The sequence below is a fragment of the Sphaerisporangium aureirubrum genome (assembly GCF_042658925.1).
GTDB lineage: Bacteria > Actinomycetota > Actinomycetes > Streptosporangiales > Streptosporangiaceae > Sphaerisporangium > Sphaerisporangium aureirubrum.
On the sequence record NZ_JBHSRF010000127.1, the window covers coordinates 1 to 15,345 of the forward strand.

The 15,345-nt window shown below is 71.6% G+C and carries 14 protein-coding genes; 12 read left to right on the plus strand and 2 right to left on the minus strand.

Annotated features, from left to right (window positions below; genetic code table 11):
- Nucleotides 1-1,129: 1,129 nt before the first annotated feature.
- On the minus strand, nt 1,130-2,296 hold the full coding sequence (locus tag ACFP1K_RS39345; RefSeq protein WP_380763366.1) for a MalY/PatB family protein: 1,167 nt from the start codon (nt 2,294-2,296) through the stop codon (nt 1,130-1,132).
- Nucleotides 2,297-2,465: 169 nt separating this feature from the next.
- On the opposite strand from ACFP1K_RS39345, the gene ACFP1K_RS39350 reads away from it, so the two are divergent.
- The 9 genes from ACFP1K_RS39350 (at nt 2,466) to ACFP1K_RS39390 (ending at nt 11,004) form a co-directional block, all read left to right on the plus strand.
- On the plus strand, nt 2,466-2,978 hold the full coding sequence (locus ACFP1K_RS39350) for a MaoC family dehydratase (RefSeq protein WP_380763368.1): 513 nt from the start codon (nt 2,466-2,468) through the stop codon (nt 2,976-2,978).
- Between the two features lie 17 nt (nt 2,979-2,995).
- Complete coding sequence (locus ACFP1K_RS39355; protein ID WP_380763370.1) at nt 2,996-4,153, plus strand: acyl-CoA dehydrogenase family protein; 1,158 nt, start codon at nt 2,996-2,998, stop codon at nt 4,151-4,153.
- Entirely contained in the window at nt 4,150-4,581 is a 432-nt protein-coding gene (locus ACFP1K_RS39360; protein ID WP_380763372.1) for an HIT family protein, read from the plus strand. The genes ACFP1K_RS39355 and ACFP1K_RS39360 overlap by 4 nt, the downstream gene beginning before the upstream one ends.
- Nucleotides 4,582-4,729: 148 nt before the next feature.
- On the plus strand, nt 4,730-5,923 hold the full coding sequence (locus ACFP1K_RS39365; RefSeq protein ID WP_380763374.1) for a sensor histidine kinase: 1,194 nt from the start codon (nt 4,730-4,732) through the stop codon (nt 5,921-5,923).
- A gap of 95 nt (nt 5,924-6,018) precedes the next feature.
- Nucleotides 6,019-6,792: a LytR/AlgR family response regulator transcription factor gene (locus tag ACFP1K_RS39370; RefSeq protein ID WP_380763376.1), complete on the plus strand. Its 774-nt coding sequence runs from the start codon at nt 6,019-6,021 to the stop codon at nt 6,790-6,792.
- The gene (locus ACFP1K_RS39375; RefSeq protein ID WP_380763378.1) at nt 6,789-7,169 is read left to right on the plus strand and encodes a hypothetical protein; all 381 of its coding nucleotides are present in this window, start codon (nt 6,789-6,791) and stop codon (nt 7,167-7,169) included. Before ACFP1K_RS39370 ends, ACFP1K_RS39375 begins: the two co-directional genes overlap by 4 nt.
- Nucleotides 7,166-8,896: a sodium/solute symporter gene (locus ACFP1K_RS39380; RefSeq protein ID WP_380763380.1), complete on the plus strand. Its 1,731-nt coding sequence runs from the start codon at nt 7,166-7,168 to the stop codon at nt 8,894-8,896. Before ACFP1K_RS39375 ends, ACFP1K_RS39380 begins: the two co-directional genes overlap by 4 nt.
- A gap of 211 nt (nt 8,897-9,107) precedes the next feature.
- Nucleotides 9,108-9,401 carry a DUF485 domain-containing protein gene (locus ACFP1K_RS39385; RefSeq protein ID WP_380763382.1) on the plus strand — a complete coding sequence of 98 codons (294 nt, stop codon included), beginning with the start codon at nt 9,108-9,110 and terminating at the stop codon, nt 9,399-9,401.
- Nucleotides 9,394-11,004 (plus strand): solute symporter family protein, encoded by a 1,611-nt coding sequence (locus tag ACFP1K_RS39390; protein ID WP_380763384.1) that lies wholly within the window; start codon nt 9,394-9,396, stop codon nt 11,002-11,004. The genes ACFP1K_RS39385 and ACFP1K_RS39390 overlap by 8 nt, the downstream gene beginning before the upstream one ends.
- Nucleotides 11,005-11,230: 226 nt before the next feature.
- Here ACFP1K_RS39390 and polX read toward each other — a convergent pair whose 3' ends face one another.
- On the minus strand, nt 11,231-12,913 hold the full coding sequence (gene polX / locus ACFP1K_RS39395) for a DNA polymerase/3'-5' exonuclease PolX (protein ID WP_380763386.1): 1,683 nt from the start codon (nt 12,911-12,913) through the stop codon (nt 11,231-11,233).
- A 297-nt stretch (nt 12,914-13,210) separates the two neighbouring features.
- Here polX and ACFP1K_RS39400 point away from each other — a divergent pair, with 297 nt between their 5' ends.
- From ACFP1K_RS39400 to ACFP1K_RS39410, 3 genes are all read left to right on the plus strand, one after another.
- On the plus strand, nt 13,211-13,960 hold the full coding sequence (locus ACFP1K_RS39400; protein WP_380763388.1) for a DUF2589 domain-containing protein: 750 nt from the start codon (nt 13,211-13,213) through the stop codon (nt 13,958-13,960).
- A gap of 185 nt (nt 13,961-14,145) precedes the next feature.
- On the plus strand, nt 14,146-14,724 hold the full coding sequence (locus tag ACFP1K_RS39405) for a hypothetical protein (RefSeq protein ID WP_380763390.1): 579 nt from the start codon (nt 14,146-14,148) through the stop codon (nt 14,722-14,724).
- Nucleotides 14,725-14,726: 2 nt separating this feature from the next.
- Nucleotides 14,727-15,299, plus strand: a complete 573-nt coding sequence (locus ACFP1K_RS39410) for a hypothetical protein (protein WP_380763392.1) — start codon at nt 14,727-14,729, stop codon at nt 15,297-15,299.
- The last annotated feature ends 46 nt before the right edge of the window (nt 15,300-15,345 follow it).

The following is a 15,345-nucleotide window of genomic DNA, read 5'->3' on the forward strand; positions in this document are numbered from 1 at the left end:
GGTCCTTGCGGGAGGCCGCGCTCCGCGCGAAGGGGGCAAGGGCTGTGCTCGTGCGGGGGGCACCCCCGCGCCCCCGGGTCCTGCCGGGCTCATGGTGTTCCACCGCGACGCGTCCCGCCGGGCGGGTGTTCCGCCGTATGACGGCGCCGTGTTCGCCGTCCACCCTCCCGCCGACCCGGCGCCGGACAAAGACAAACCCGACGAGGCGACGGGGCTCCGGCGGCGCCGCCGGCGGGGAACCTGTCGCGCGCCGTGCTCGCGGTTTCGCTCCCCGTCGCCTTCGGGGTTGTCTTGATCGGCGCCGGGTCGGCGGGACGTGGTACGGCGAAATCGGCGCCGCCATACGGCGGCGAACCGGGCGTGCGGGCGCCTCGGAAATGGTCCTTGCGGAGGACGCGCTTCGCGCGGCAGGGCAAGGGCTGTCCTTTGCGGGGGACACCCCCGCACCCCCGAGCCTGCCGGGCCCTCCCTTTCGCGCCGTTCCCAGCCCGCGCTGTGCATCTCGGAAATGCAGACTCGACGGTCGCCGCTGCGGTGTCGGTTATGACACCCGGGGTCGACGAAGGTGGAGTGCGGTGGGATCTCGCCGTGCGATGGCGCCGTTTTCGCCGTCGTGGCGCCAGACGACCGGCACGACCGGGTGAACGCTGAGCGACGAGCACAGGCGAGCCAGAGGGGACGGTCAGGGTGGGCGGTGAGGAAACGCCGGCTGGGGTGGTGGAGCACGTTGAGCCCGGCAGGGCCCCGGGGGTGCGGGGGTGTCCCCCGCAAAGGACAGCCCTTGCTCTTCCGCGCGAAGCGCGCCCTCCGCAAGGACCATTTCCTCCGGCGCCCGCACACAACGGGGTTTCCCGCCGTATGTCGGCGCCGATTTCGCCGTCCTGCGTCCCGCCGACCCGGCGCCGATCAAGACACACCCGAGGGGCGACGGCGAGCGGCGGTGCCGGGTTCGCCGCGGGACGGGGGGGTGCCGGGGCGCCGGTGTGGGGCAGGAGCGGAGGGTGGCTGCCATGCGTTGGGACGGGGCGGTGGTGGGTTCGCCGCGGGACGGGGCGTTGCCGGGTTCGCCGCGGGACGGGGGAGGGTGCCGGGGCGCCGGTGTGGGGGCAGGAGGGGAGTGGAGGGTGGGTCAGGAGTGGAGGGCGGCTGCCATGCGTTGGACGGCTTCGGTCAGGAGGGTGGGGGTGGTGGCGAAGTTGAATCTTGCGTGGCCGGCGCCTTCTGGTCCGAAGTGGGGGCCGGAGTAGAGGGCGACGCCGCCCTTGCGCAGGAACCATGCCGCGGGGTCCTCGCCGAGGCCGAGGGCGCGTAGGTCCAGCCAGGCCAGGTAGGTGGCCTGCGGGGGCTGGTAGCCGGCCTCGGGCAGGTGTTCGGACAGGAGCTCGCCCAGGAGACGCCGGTTGGCGTCGAGGCCGGTCAGCAGGTCGTCCAGCCACGGTTCCCCGGCGGTGAACGCCGCCTCAGCGGCGATCACGCCGAGCAGGCCGGCGGCGGCGCTGATCTCCTCGTCCAGCGCGCCCAGGTCGGCCTGGGCTCCCGGGCCGAACACGGCGACGGCGGCCTTCAGGCCGGCCAGGTTCCACGCCTTGGACGCCGACGTCACCGTGATCGAACGCTCGGCGGCGGTGGCGTCCAGTGTGGCGAACGGGACGAAGGTGGCACCGGGGTACACCAGCGGGCCGTGGATCTCGTCGGTGATCACGCGCACGCCGTACCGGTCGGCGAGCTCGGCGACGGCCAGCAGCTCCTGCTCGGTGAACACCAGGCCGGTGGGGTTGTGCGGGCTGCACAGCAGGAACGCCGCCGCGCCTCCGGCGAAGCACCGCTCCAGGTCGGAGAGGTCGAGCCGGTGGCCCCCGGCGGTGAGCGCGAGCGGGCTCGCCGCGATCCGGCGCCCGATTTTGGGCAGCCAGTGGAAGTACGGCGGGTAGGCGGGGGTGTTGATCACCACCTGGTCGCCGGGCTCGGTGATGTTACCGAGGATCTCGACGATGCCGCTCATCACGTCCGGCACCAGCCGGACGGACTCGGGGTCGGGCCGCCACCCGAACCGCCGGGCCGCGAAGCCGGCGAACGCCTCTGGCAGCGCGCCGGGGGAGGCGTACCCGGTGTCGCCCCGCGCGACGGCGGCGGCCAGCGCGTCCACGATCGGCGGGGCCAGCGGGGTGTCCATCTCCGCGACCCACACCGGCAGCACGTCCGGCGGGTACTCGCGCCACTTGGCGCTGCGCCGCCGTCGCAGCTCGTCCAGGCCGTACGCGGTCAGGGGGTTGGCGTGGCCGATGCCGCTCATCATGATCCTCCGCCGTCAGGGGTTCGCCGCCGCAGGTGTTACATGGCAATGAGTAGCACATGCGATGATCTGCGCAGGTTGACGGGTGGGGCGCCACCCCCGCTGGCCGCTCCGGCGGGCCCCGTGCTGGAATGATCGATGAGAGCCGGCGCAGCCGGGAAGGGTGGGGCCTGTGACCGTGTACGAAGCCCGGATCGGGCGGTACTACGAGGACTTCGTGGTCGGCGACGTGTACAAGCACCCCTTCGGCCGCACCATCGGCGAGGCGGACAACACGTGGTTCACCCTGCTGACCATGAACACCAACCAGAACCACTTCAACTCTCACTACGCCTCCCGCGCCCCGGCCGGGAAGATCATCGTGAACTCGGGGCTGTCGGTGGCGATCGTGCTCGGCCTGTCGGTCATCGACATCAGCCAGAACGCCGAGCTCAACCTCGGCTGGGACGAGATCAGGCTCACCCACCCGGTGTTCGTCGGCGACACCCTCTACGCCGAGTCCACCGTGCTGGACAAGCGCGAGTCGCGGTCGCGGCCGTACGCGGGGATCGTGAGCTGTAGCACCCGGGGGCTCAACCAGGACGGCGCCGAGGTGATGTCCTGGCGGCGCGCCGTGCTGGTGTACAAACGGGACTCGGCGCAGGACAGGGACCATTTCCCCGAGGCACGGACCGAGTCGCTCTGAAGACGGCGGAGGCGGGTGTGGACTTCGAGCTGAACGAGGACCAGAAGCTTTTCCAGCGGACGCTGCGCGAGTTCGTCGACAAGGAGATCGTGCCGGTCGCCTCCGCCTGGGAGCGCGAGGGCCGCTACCCCGAGGAGATCGTGGAGGGCTTCCGGCGGCTCGGCCTGTTCGGCGTCACCGTGCCGGGCGAGTACGGCGGGCTGGAGCTGGACCGCGTGTCGTTCGCCCTGGTCTTCGAGGAGATCGCCCGGGGCTGGATGGGCGTGGCCGGCATCCTCGGCTCCCACACCCTGTCGGCCTGGATGATCGCCACCTACGGCACCGAGGAGCAGCGCGCCGCGTACCTCCCGGACCTCGCCACCGGCGCCCGGCGCACCGGCATCGCGCTCACCGAGCCCGGCGCGGGCACCGACCTGCAGGGCATCACCACCCGGGCCGTGCGCGACGGCGACGAGTACGTGGTGCACGGCACCAAGACCTGGATCACCAACGCCCGGCACGCCGACCCGCTGCCGGTGCTGGTCAAGACGTCGGTGACCGAGCCCGCGCACAAGGGCATGTCGGTGCTGCTGGTCGACGCCGACCGGGGGTTCACCGTCAGCCGCGACCTGCCAAAGCTCGGCTACAAGGGCACCGAGACCTGCGAGGTCGTCTTCGACGGCGTGCGGGTGCCCGTCACCCGGCTGCTCGGCGGGGTGGAGGGGCGCGGCATGCAGCAGGTGCTGTCCGCGCTGGAGCTCGGGCGGATCAACATCGCGGCCCGCGCGGTCGGGGTGTCCCAGTGCGCCTACGAGGCGGCGCTCGGCTACGCGCGCGAGCGGCAGGCCTTCGGCAGGCCCATCGCCGACTTCCAGGCCATCCAGCTCAAGCTCGCCGACATGGCCACCGACATCCAGGCGGCGCGGCTGCTGACGTACTGGGCGGCCTCCCGCTCGCAGGCCGGGGCGGTGAACGCCGAGGCGGCGATGGCCAAATACTTCGCCTCCGAGGTCGCGCTGCGCGCCACCATGGAGTCCATGCGGATCCACGGCGGGTACGGCTACTCACAGGAGTTCGTCGTCGAGCGCCTCTACCGGGACGCCCCGCTGATGGCGATCGGCGAGGGCACCAACGACGTGCAGCGCATGGTGATCGCCCGAGCTTTGCTGTCCGGCGCGGCCAAGGTGGGCTGGTGAGCGCCGTGGCGGGCGGGTGCCCGTTCTGCGCCGTCGCGGCGGGGGAGCTGCCCGCCGCCACGGTGTTCTCCGACGGGGTCGTGGCGGCGTTCCTGGACACCCGGCCGGTGTTCAAGGGGCACGTGCTCGTCGTGCCCCACGCGCACGTCGAGACCCTCGCCGACCTGCCGCCGGAGGCGGTCGGGCCCTACTTCACCCGGGTCCAGGCGGTCGCCGTCGCCGTCGAGAAGGGCCTCGGCGCCGCCGGGACCTTCGTCGCGATGAACAACCGCATCAGCCAGAGCGTCCCCCACCTGCACACCCACGTCGTGCCCCGCAACCCCAAGGACGGCCTGCGCGGGTTCTTCTGGCCCCGCACCAAATACGCGGACGACGCCGAGGCCGCCGACTACGCCTCCCGCGTCCGCGACGCCCTCGGCGAGGTGTGACAAGGTGCACGGCTTACGCCCGCCGGGCGGGGGCAGCGTGCCGTTCGTCCACGCGGGGGGCCCGCCGGGCGAGCGGGCCGTGCCGTTCGTCCACAGGGCGGGCAGGCGGAGGACTGCGGGGCGGCGGGGTGCAGTAGGCTCCGGCGGCGTGGAACCGCTGTTCGCCCTGCCCCTCCTGCTGATCCTGGCCGGGGTGCCGGCGATCGTGCTCTGGCGGGTGCTGCGCGGGCGGCGAGAGCTCGGCACCGGCCCCGCGGAGCGTGCCACCTTCGAGACCCTGCACACCGCCTCCCTGGCCGCGCCGCCGCTGCGGGCCGGGCTCACCGCGGCGGGCGCCCTCAAGGCGTCCCGCCACCTGCGCGAGCTGCTGGGCTCGCCCGCCATCGCGATCACCAACGGCGAGGAGCTGCTGGTGTACGACGGCGCGGGCGACCACCACGCCCAGCACGCCTTCGCGCACGCCGAGGCCACGCTGCGCGACGGCCGCACCCAGGTGCTCGGCCCCGACACCGTGGCCTGCGACCGCCCCGAGTGCCCGGTCAGGCACGCCGTCGTGGTGCCGCTCACCACCGACGACCGCGTGGTCGGCTCGCTGGCCGCGTACGGCGACCACGCCTCGGCCGGGCTGGTGCGCGCGACCGGCGAGGTGGCCCGGTGGGTGGACTCCCAGCTGGCCCTGGCCGAGCTCGACCGCTCCCGCACCCTGCTGATGGAGGCCGAGGTGCGGGCGCTGCGGGCCCAGATCTCCCCCCACTTCATCTACAACTCGCTCACCACCATCGCCTCGTTCGTCCGCACCGACCCCGAGCGGGCCCGCGAGCTGCTGCTGGACTTCGCCGACTTCACCCGCTACTCCTTCCGCAGGCACGGCGAGTTCACCACCCTGGCCGAGGAGCTGAGGTCCATCGACCGCTACCTCACCCTGGAGCGGGCGAGGTTCGGCGACCACCTGCGGGTGTCGCTGCGCATCGCGCCGGAGGTGCTGCCGGTCGCCGTCCCGTTCCTGTGCCTGCAACCCCTGGTCGAGAACGCGGTGCGGCACGGCCTGGAGGGCAAGGCGGGGGAGGGCCGCATCACCATCATCGCCGAGGACGCGGGGGCCGAGTGCTCGATCAGCGTCGAGGACGACGGTGTGGGCATGGACCCCGACCGGCTGCGGCGCATCCTGTCCGGCGACACCGACGAGCGCTCGGGCGCGGGCGGCGTCGGCCTGGCCAATGTGGACGAGCGGCTGCGCCAGGTGTACGGCGACGAGTACGGCCTGGTGGTCGAGACCGCCAGCGGCGCGGGCACCAAGATCAGCGTGCGGCTGCCCAAGTACCGGCCCGGCGTCTCCGTATAGTTATCCGCCCAGGCCGTCCCACCCGTTGACTTACCCCGCCTGATTCATCACTCTCTAGGGAATTCAGGTGTGCGTACGGGTGAATGGAAGTGGTTGTGAGCGGCCTTCGCGTGCTGGCGGTGGACGACGAGCAGCCCGCGCTGGAAGACCTCGCGTACATGCTGCGTGCCGACCCGCGCATCGGCGAGGTCGCGCTGGCCCGCGACGGCGCCTCGGCGCTGAAACTGCTGGATCGCGCCATGGCCGACGGCAAGCCGGTCGAGGCGGTGTTCCTGGACATCCGCATGCGCGGCCTCGACGGCGTCGTGCTCGGCCGGCTGCTCGCGCAGTTCGCCCGGCCGCCCCGGGTGGTGTTCGTCACCGCCTACGAGGAGCACGCCGTGGACGCCTTCGAGATCAAGGCCGAGGACTACCTGCTCAAGCCGGTCCGCCCCGAACGTCTCGCCGAGGCCGTCCGCCGGGTCTGCGCCAACCTGCCCGGCGCGCCCGGCTCGGCACCGGACACCCCCCGGCTCGCCTCCGACGCCGAGACCATCCCGGTCGAGCTGGCGGGCGTCACCAGGTTCGTCGCCAGCTCCGACGTGCGCTACGTCGAGGCGCAGGGCGACTACGCGCGGCTGCACACCGCCTCGGGCAGCCATCTGGTGCGCATCCCGCTGGCCGTCCTCGAGGAGCGCTGGGCCGCCACGGGGTTCGTCCGGGTGCACCGCAGCCACCTGGTGGCCCTCAAGCACATCGACGAGCTGCACATCGACTCCGGGCGCTGCACGGTGCGCATCGGCGAGACCGAGATCCCGGTCAGCCGCAGGCACACCCGCGAGCTGCGCGACATGCTGGTACGGCGGGCCAGGAAGGGCCGCGCCGAATGACGAGGACACCCGAGCGGCCGCGCCGCGAGGTGGTAACGAGCCCGCGCACCACCGCCGCGCGCCGCCCCCGGTACCCGGCGACCATGGAGATCGACGAGCAGACCCGGCTCGGCGAGGTCTACATGCGCTCCCTGGTCCGCACCCAGTTCCGGCTCGGGCTGTTCGTCTGCACCGTGCTCGCCTGCGTGGTCGGCGGGCTGCCGCTGCTGTTCCTGCTGGCCCCCGAGCTGCGGGCGCTGCGCGTCGGCGGGCTGCCGCTGCCGTGGGTGGTGCTGGCAGGGCTGATCTACCCCGCCTTCGTGATCGGGGCCTGGTTGTACGTCCGGCAGGCCGAGCGCAACGAGCGCCACTTCGCCGACCTGGTCGAACGCCAGTGAATCCCGCGCTCGGCCTGGTGGCCGTGGCGGTCGTCGTGGTCGCGGCCATCCTGATCGGGGCTTTCGGGCTGCGCCTGTCCCGCACCACCTCCGACTTCTACGTGGCCTCCCGCACCGTCTCGCCGCTGTGGAACGCCTCGGCGATCGGCGGGGAGTACCTCTCGGCGGCGTCGTTCCTCGGCATCGCCGGGCTGATCCTGGCCTACGGCGCCGACATGCTGTGGCTGCCGGTGGGCTGGACCGGCGGGTACCTCGTGCTGCTGGTCCTGGTGTCGGCGCCGCTGCGCCGCTCCGGCGCCTACACCCTGCCGGACTTCGCCGAGGCGCGCCTTGAGTCGATGGCGGTGCGGCGCTTGGCGAGCGTGCTGGTCGTGCTGATCGGCTGGTTCTACCTGATGCCGCAGTTCCAGAGCGCGGGCCTGGTGCTGCGCATGGTCACCGGGGCGCCGCCGTGGGTGGGCGGCGTGCTGGTCGCCGTGGTGGTCGCGGTCAACGTGCTGTCCGGCGGCATGCGGTCCATCACCTTCGTGCAGGCGTTCCAGTACTGGCTCAAGCTGACCGCGCTCGCCGTGCCCGTCGTGTTCCTGCTGTTCGCGTGGTACGACCACGGGCGGCCCGACCTCGGCGGGGACGCGCCGCCGGTGTTCGCCGAGCGGGTCACCGTGGCGGTCGGCACCGACGTCACCATCAAGGTGCGGGCCCCCGTCGAGGTGACCGCCACCGGCGAGGTCGATGGCCACGCCGTGCGCGGCACCCGGCTCGTCCTGACGCCGGGAGTGCACCACGTCCGGCACGACACCACGATGACGTTCCCCGCCGGGGCCCCGGTGCCGCACACCGAGGGCCTGCCGGTGCTGAACGACCACGAGTGGCTGCTGCCGCTCCAGGGGCGCGAGCATCCGCTGTACACGACGTACTCGCTGATCCTCGCGACTTTCCTCGGCACCATGGGCCTGCCGCACGTGCTGGTGCGCTTCTACACCAACCCCGACGGCCGGGCCGCGCGCCGCACCACGCTGGTGGTGCTCACCCTGCTCGGCGCGTTCTACCTGATGCCCGCGATCTACGGCGCCCTCGGCCGGCTGTACACCCCCGAGCTGCTGATGACCGGCCGCACCGACGCCGTGGTGCTGTCCCTGCCGGGGCGGCTGGTCGGCGGCACCGCGGGGGAGCTGCTCGGCGCGCTGGTCATCGCCGGGGCGTTCGCCGCGTTCCTGTCGACGTCCTCTGGGCTCGCGGTGTCGGTGGCCGGGGTCATCGGCCAGGACATCCTGCGCGGGGGCGTGCCGTCGTTCCGGGCGGCCACGCTGCTGGCGGTGGTCGTGCCGCTGGGCCTCGCCCTGGCGGCCCGGTCGCTGGCCGTGGCGGACGTGGTGGGGCTGGCGTTCGCGGTGGCGGCGTCGTCGTTCTGCCCGCTGCTGGTGCTCGGCATCTGGTGGCGGCGGCTGACCACGACCGGCGCGATGGCCGGGCTGGTCGCGGGCGGCGGGCTGGCCAGCGCCGCGGTGATCGCGGTGATCGGCGGCGGGCCGTACACCGGCTGGGCCGGGGCGCTGCTGTCCCAGCCGGCGGCGTGGACGGTGCCCATCGCGTTCGTCGTGATGATCGTCGTGTCGCTGTTCACGCCCGGCCGGGTGCCGCGCGGGGTGGCCCGTACGATGGTGCGGCTGCACGCGCCCGAGGTGCTGAACGTCGACCGCGGCGACTGGCGGCCCCGTTCGACCTGACCGGCTTGTCGGCAAGGGACCACTCATCGCGTGGAACGCCCCTTTCGGCGCATCGAGCGTCCAGGTGACCGAGCGTTAGGTACGACTTGGCGACGCGGGCCGCGCCGGGCCCGCACGGGCCCTCCACCCCTCCTACCGTAGGCGTGATCCAAGTCACAACGTGGGAGGTCTTGTGACCACTCGACATGACGAGTCATCGGTATATGAACAGGTGCAGGCCAGTTCCGAGTTCCAGGAACTGCGCAGGCGTTACCGTTCTTGGGCCTTCCCGGTGACCGTCGCGTTCCTGCTCTGGTACCTACTTTACGTGATCTTGTCAGGCTTCGCCCGGGGCTTCATGGGCACGAAGCTTTTCGGCAACATCAACGTCGCCCTGATCTTCGGCATTCTCCAGTTCGTGTCGACGTTCCTGATCGCGTGGCTGTACGCGCGGCACGCGGACCGCAAGCTGGACCCGTTGTCGGACAAGCTGCGCGGCGAGATCGAGGGAGCGACGCATGAGTGACCAGGCACTATCGATCACGCTGTTCGTATTGTTCGTCGCCGCCACCCTGGGCATCACGTTCTGGGCCAGCCGGCACACCAAGAGTGCCGCCGACTTCTACGCCGGCGGCCGGTCGTTCACCGGCGTGCAGAACGGCCTGGCCATCGGCGGCGACTACATGTCCGCCGCCTCGTTCCTCGGCATCGCGGGCATCATCGCGCTGTACGGGTACGACGGCTTCCTGTACTCGATCGGGTTCCTGGTCGCGTGGCTGGTGGCGCTGCTGCTGGTCGCCGAGCTGATGCGGAACTCCGGCAAGTACACCATGGCCGACGTGCTGGCGTTCCGGATGAGCCCGCGCCCGGTGCGCACGGCCGCCGGGGTGTCCACCATCGTGGTCAGCATCTTCTACCTGCTCGCCCAGATGGTCGGCGCGGGCGCGCTGGTCGGCCTGCTGTTCGGCATCACGTCCGACGCGGGCAAGGCCGGGACCATCGTGGTGGTCGGCGCCCTCATGATCATCTATGTGGTCGTGGGCGGCATGAAGGGCACCACCTGGGTCCAGATCGTCAAGGCCGTGCTGCTGATGGGCGGCGCCGCGCTGGTCACCGTGCTGGTGCTCGGCCACTTCGGCTTCAACCTGTCCAGCCTGCTCGGCAACGCCGCCGAGCAGAGCGGCAAGGGAGGCGCGTTCCTGGAGCCCGGCCTGCGCTACGGCACCGAGGCCGCCGGCCTGACCGGCAAGCTCGACCTGATCAGCCTCGGCCTGGCCCTGGTGCTCGGCACCGCGGGCCTGCCGCACATCCTGATCCGGTTCTACACCGTTCCCACCGCCAAGGTCGCCCGTAAGTCGGTCATCTGGGGCATCGGCATCATCGGCGTCTTCTACCTGCTCACCCTGGTCCTCGGCTTCGGCGCCGCGGCCCTGGTCGGCAGCTCGGCCATCCGGGAGCAGAACGCGGCGGGCAACACGGCGGCGCCACAGCTCGCGCAGAAGGTCGGCCAGATCATCTTCGGCGACGTGGGCGGCACCATCCTGCTGGCCGTCATCGCCGCGGTCGCCTTCGCCACCATCCTCGCGGTGGTCGCGGGCCTGACCCTGGCGTCGTCCTCCAGCTTCGCCCACGACCTGTACGCGCACGTCTTCAAGAAGGGCACCGCCACCGACGCGCAGGAGGTGCGGGTGGCGCGGATCGCGGCGTTCGCCATCGGCGCCGTCGCCATCGTCCTCGGCATCTTCGCCCAGGCACTGAACGTGGCGTTCCTGGTGGCGCTGGCGTTCGCGGTGGCGGCCTCCGGCAACCTGCCCGCCATCATCTACAGCCTGTTCTGGAAGCGCTTCAACACCGCTGGCGCCGTGTCCGCCATCTACGGCGGTCTCGGCTCGGCCCTGTTCCTGGTCGTCTTCTCGCCGGTGGTCTCCGGCAAGCCGACGTCCCTGGTCACCGGCGCCGACTTCCACTGGTTCCCGCTGGACAACCCCGGCCTGGTCTCCATCCCCATCGGATTCCTGGCCGGCTACATCGGCACCATCCTCAGCAAGGAGTACAACGCGGCCAAGTACGCCGAGATCGAGGTCCGCTCCCTCACCGGGGCGGGCGCCGAGAAGGCCGTCACCCACTGATCCACCCCGCCCCGCGGCCGGCTCCACCCCCGCGGGGCCACTCGGCTCCCCGACCACCCGACGGACCCGGGGGGCCGCCCGTCCCGGCGCCGGTCGCCCCGGCGCCGGGGCGGCCTGATCACCCGACCGGCGGAGGAGGCACACGGCCTCCTCCGCCGCTTGGTCTCCTAGGGGCCGTACGCCCCGGCCTCCAGGAGCCCCACGGCGGCACCCGTCCGCCCGCGGATCAGGACGACAGGAGATCCAGGAGCCGGTCCAGCGGCCAGGTGTTGATCACGTCGCCGGTGGTCAGGCCGCCCCGCTGGGCGATGCCCACCCCGAAGCGCATGTTGTCCAGATGGGGCACCGCGTGCGAGTCGCTGTCGATGGAGAACCGCACCCCCTGGTGCCGGGCCATCCGCACCAGGTCGGACGGCAGGTCGGCCCGGTCGGGATAGGCGTCGATCTCCATCACCGTGCCGGTGCGGGCCGCCGCCGCGAACACCGCCTCCCAGTCGGCGTCCACCGAGGGCCGCTTGCCGATCTTGCGGGTGGTCGGATGGCCGATGACGTGCACATGAGGGTTCTCGCAGGCCGCGACGAACCGCCGCGTCATCTCCTCGCGGGACTGGGTGAAGTGCGAGTGCACCGACGCCACGCACACGTCGAACTCCGCCAGGATCTCCCCGGGCCAGTCGACCGTGCCGTCCGGCGCGATGTTCAGCTCGGTGCCGTGCAGCAGCCGCATGTCCGGGAACCGCTCCTGCAACCGGTGCAGCTCCTCACGCTGCTCACGCATCTTCTCCAGCGTCATCCGCTGCATGAACAGGTTGGGCGCGTGGTCGGTCACCGCGTAGTACGCGTACCCCCGCGCCGCCGCCGCGGTGACCATCTCCTCCAGTGTCGCGATGCCGTCCGTCAGGTCGGTGTGGGTGTGCAGGTCACCTTTCAGGTCGTCCACCATGACGAGCGGCGGCAGCTCCCCGCGCAGCGCCGCCTCGATCTCCCCGCCGTCCTCCCGCAGCGGCGGCGGCACCCACTGCATGCCGAGCGCCTGGTAGATGTCCTCCTCGGTGCGCGACGCGATCACGGTCTCGCCTTCGAACAGGCCGTACTCCGACAGCTTCCAGCCGCGCTTCACGCACATCTCCCGCAGGCGCACGTTGTGCTCCTTGGACCCGGTGAAGTACTGCATCGCGGCGCCCCACGACTCCTCGGGCACCACCCGCAGGTCCACCTGGAGGCCCCGGTCGGCCCGCACCGACGTCTTGTGGGCGCCGCTCGCGATCACCTCGGTCACGTAAGGCTGCGCCTTGAACTCGTCCATCAGGCTCACCGGCCCGACGGCGAGGACGTCGAGGTCCCCGACGGTGTCCTTCATGCGGCGCAGCGACCCGGCGTACGCGATCCGCTCGGCGGGCAGCGACGCGATCACCCGCTCCGCGAGGTTCATCGCCACCCCGAGATGCACCCGCGTGCCCGCCTGCTGGAGCTGCTCGATCCCCTTGAGGAGGTTCTCCTCGGTCTTGGCCCCGAACCCGCGCAGCCCCGCCAGCCGCCCGTCCCTGATCGCCTGCCCGAGCTCCTCCGGCGAGGCGATCCCGAGCTCACGGAACAGCAGCACCGCCTTCTTCGGCCCGAGCGACGCGATCTTCGTCATGCGCCGCACGCCCTCGGGCACCTCCTCCCGCAGCGCGTCCAGCTGCCGGAAGCTGCCCCGGGCGAGGAACTCCTCCACCTTCTTCGCGATGGCCTCACCCACGCCCGGCACCTCGCGCACGTTCACCCGCGAGATGTCCTCCGGATGGCCCGCGATGGCCTTGGCCGCCTTCTGATAACTCCGCACCCGGAACGCGTCCCCGCCCGTCATCGCGAACAGATCCGCGTACTCCTCCAGCGCCGCCGCCGCACCGTCGTTAGCCCGCCCCATACAGGCCACCTTACGGACCCGGCTCCTCCTCCCGCACCCGCCCCGGTGGGGCTACTCGCTCCACGAGGTGGAGGTCTACGGCACCCTGTCCGCCGCCGCGACCTCACACCGTCCGGCATCGGCCAGTGACGCCACTTTTCCTTGCCGCCGGGTTCTTGGGCATGGAATATGGACGTGTTAATCCACTTGTCGGTGGTTAAGTGACCAAAATTCGCGGCACGTGAAAACAATTCATGTGCGGCTTTTCCGTGCCGTCCCGCCGCCTTCCGCAGAAGGTGCTGGAGAAGTAGGGGAGACATGACCGACTCGAATGCACCCGGCGGAGACGACGAGAGCGAGCCGGCCGCGGGTCCCGCCGGCGAGATGGCGGGCACCGGGGGAGCGGTGGACCCAGCGGAGGCGGCCGCCGCGGCGAGGGACCTGGCGACGGCCGCCGCGGCCGCGGTGGCGACCGCCGCGGACGCCTCGAAGCCGCTCGCCGCGGCGTCCGCGGACCTCTCCGGCGACCTCAACAACATCGACTTCCGCAAGATGATCGGCGGACCGCTTCAGGCGGCGGTCGACGCCCAGGTGGCCTCCGCGATGGCCGCCGTCGACTTCATCACCAAGGTCGGGTTCACGGCCGCGGCGAACGGGGCCGACGGAAAGCCCGACTTATCCAAGCGTGAGCTGGTGATGGTCGACTTCTCGCACACCCGCAACGACATCGGTCCCGACGGCAAGTCCGTGCCGAAGACCACCCATGTGCGTGTGCCGCTGCTGGCGATGCTCCCCATCCCGTCCCTGCGCATCGAGCACGTCGTCATCGACTTCAACGTCAAGCTCAACTCCGTGGAGAGCGCGGCCACCTCGGACACCCTCGGCGTGGGGGTCGAGGCGGGCGGCGGCTTCGGCCCGGTGAACTTCAAGGTCTCCGCCTCCTACCAGCGCAAGACCTCCAGCAACGTGGAGGTGAAGAAGGAGTACGCGCTCAACGTCAACGTGAAGGCCGTGCAGGACGAGATGCCGGCCGGTCTGGAGAAGGTCATCGGCATGCTCTCGGCGTGACACGCCGTATCGGCGAGAGGGGCGTTTTGGCGGACGTCAGACTGGGCGACTACGCGGGTCACCTGTTTCTCGAAATGGTCCGGGCCAGAGAAATGGCGGACGCCTATTCACGGGCCGTCGCCGAACGGTACGCGCGGGATCCGGTGATGTGCCACTTTCCGGCTCCGCGTTTCACCATGCCGAAAGTGAGCCTCTCCATTCCCGTTCTGGTGTCCGATGTCCGGTTCAGCCGTCTGATGCGCTTCGGCTTCCCCGCCGACGAGTTCGCCGAGTTCGTCGTCAGCCGCGCCGTCGGCGTGCAGACCCAGGTGGCGGCCAGCTGTGTGCCGGACCCGCACCGCCGCCCGGACGCGGTGCGGTCCGCCGAACTGCAGAGGATCGCCCACGAGTTCCACGGGCGGCTGGCGGCCAACCGGGAACCGCACCACCCCGACCCGATCGTGACCGAGATGTGGGGCCAGGTCTTCACCGCCGGCCTGCGGGACGCCGGCCTGCTCGACCTCTACACCGAGTCCGATCCGGCGTGGGACCTGCTGGCCGGCACGACGCGCGAGGTACTGGAGGCCGTGCGGCGCCGGACCGTCGTGGAGCGGACCGAGATCGAGAGCCTGCTCGTCGACCCGGAGACGAACGCGGTCAGGACCGGCGGCGGTGAGACCGGCGTCTGCACGGTCAACGTCGAACTGGTGGAGGAAGGCGTGTACTTCCGGTCCGTACACGACGAGACGACCGGCCAGACACGGACCATCGTCGAGTTCGGGTAGGCATGCGCCCCTTCCTGCACGAACGCCTGCGCAGGTACGAGCAACTCCTGGCACTCTCCAGCGACGCCCTCCGCGCGTACTCGGCCCTCGACCTCGGGCTCGCCGACGCCGTCGTCCGCTTTCTCGACGACGCGAGCGCCGCCTACCAGGCCCTCGGCTCCGCGGACGGTGAGAACGACATGCTCACCCTCAAGGCCCAGTTCGTGTCCGCCCGCGGCGGTGTCCACCCGCTCACCCTCGAACCCGTCCCCCGGCGCCGCCGCGAGATGGAACGCTCGATCGCGCTGCACGTCCTCGTGCGCGCCGCCGAACGCCTCCGCGACGACCGCGCCGAGGTCCAGCGCATCCTGACCGGAGCCAGGCAACAGCTCCTGCCCCTCCTGGCGTACCTGGCCCAGAAGGGTGCGCTCATCCTGGACCCAGGCCACCCCCGCACCCAGCCGGAACTGGAACATGTCTGGCACTCACTGCTCGACGACCCCGAGACCGGCCCGCCGGCCCGCCAGATCGCCCTGAGCCTCAACCCGGCGGACATCCTCCTGCTCCTAGCCGACCTACTCCCTCCCACCGGCTGACCGGACCGCCGCGCGCGCCCCGGCCGGGCCCGCCGCCGCGCGCGCC

What these genes read in the sequence shown, in the direction of transcription:
- ACFP1K_RS39345 (WP_380763366.1), bottom strand. Translation starts at nt 2,296, where the DNA reads ATGATGAGCGGCATCGGCCACGCCAACCCCCTGACCGCGTACGGCCTG.
- ACFP1K_RS39375 (WP_380763378.1), top strand. Translation starts at nt 6,789, where the DNA reads ATGACGAGGACACCCGAGCGGCCGCGCCGCGAGGTGGTAACGAGCCCG.
- ACFP1K_RS39390 (WP_380763384.1), top strand. Translation starts at nt 9,394, where the DNA reads ATGAGTGACCAGGCACTATCGATCACGCTGTTCGTATTGTTCGTCGCC.
- polX (WP_380763386.1), bottom strand. Translation starts at nt 12,913, where the DNA reads ATGGGGCGGGCTAACGACGGTGCGGCGGCGGCGCTGGAGGAGTACGCG.
- ACFP1K_RS39400 (WP_380763388.1), top strand. Translation starts at nt 13,211, where the DNA reads ATGACCGACTCGAATGCACCCGGCGGAGACGACGAGAGCGAGCCGGCC.
- ACFP1K_RS39410 (WP_380763392.1), top strand. Translation starts at nt 14,727, where the DNA reads ATGCGCCCCTTCCTGCACGAACGCCTGCGCAGGTACGAGCAACTCCTG.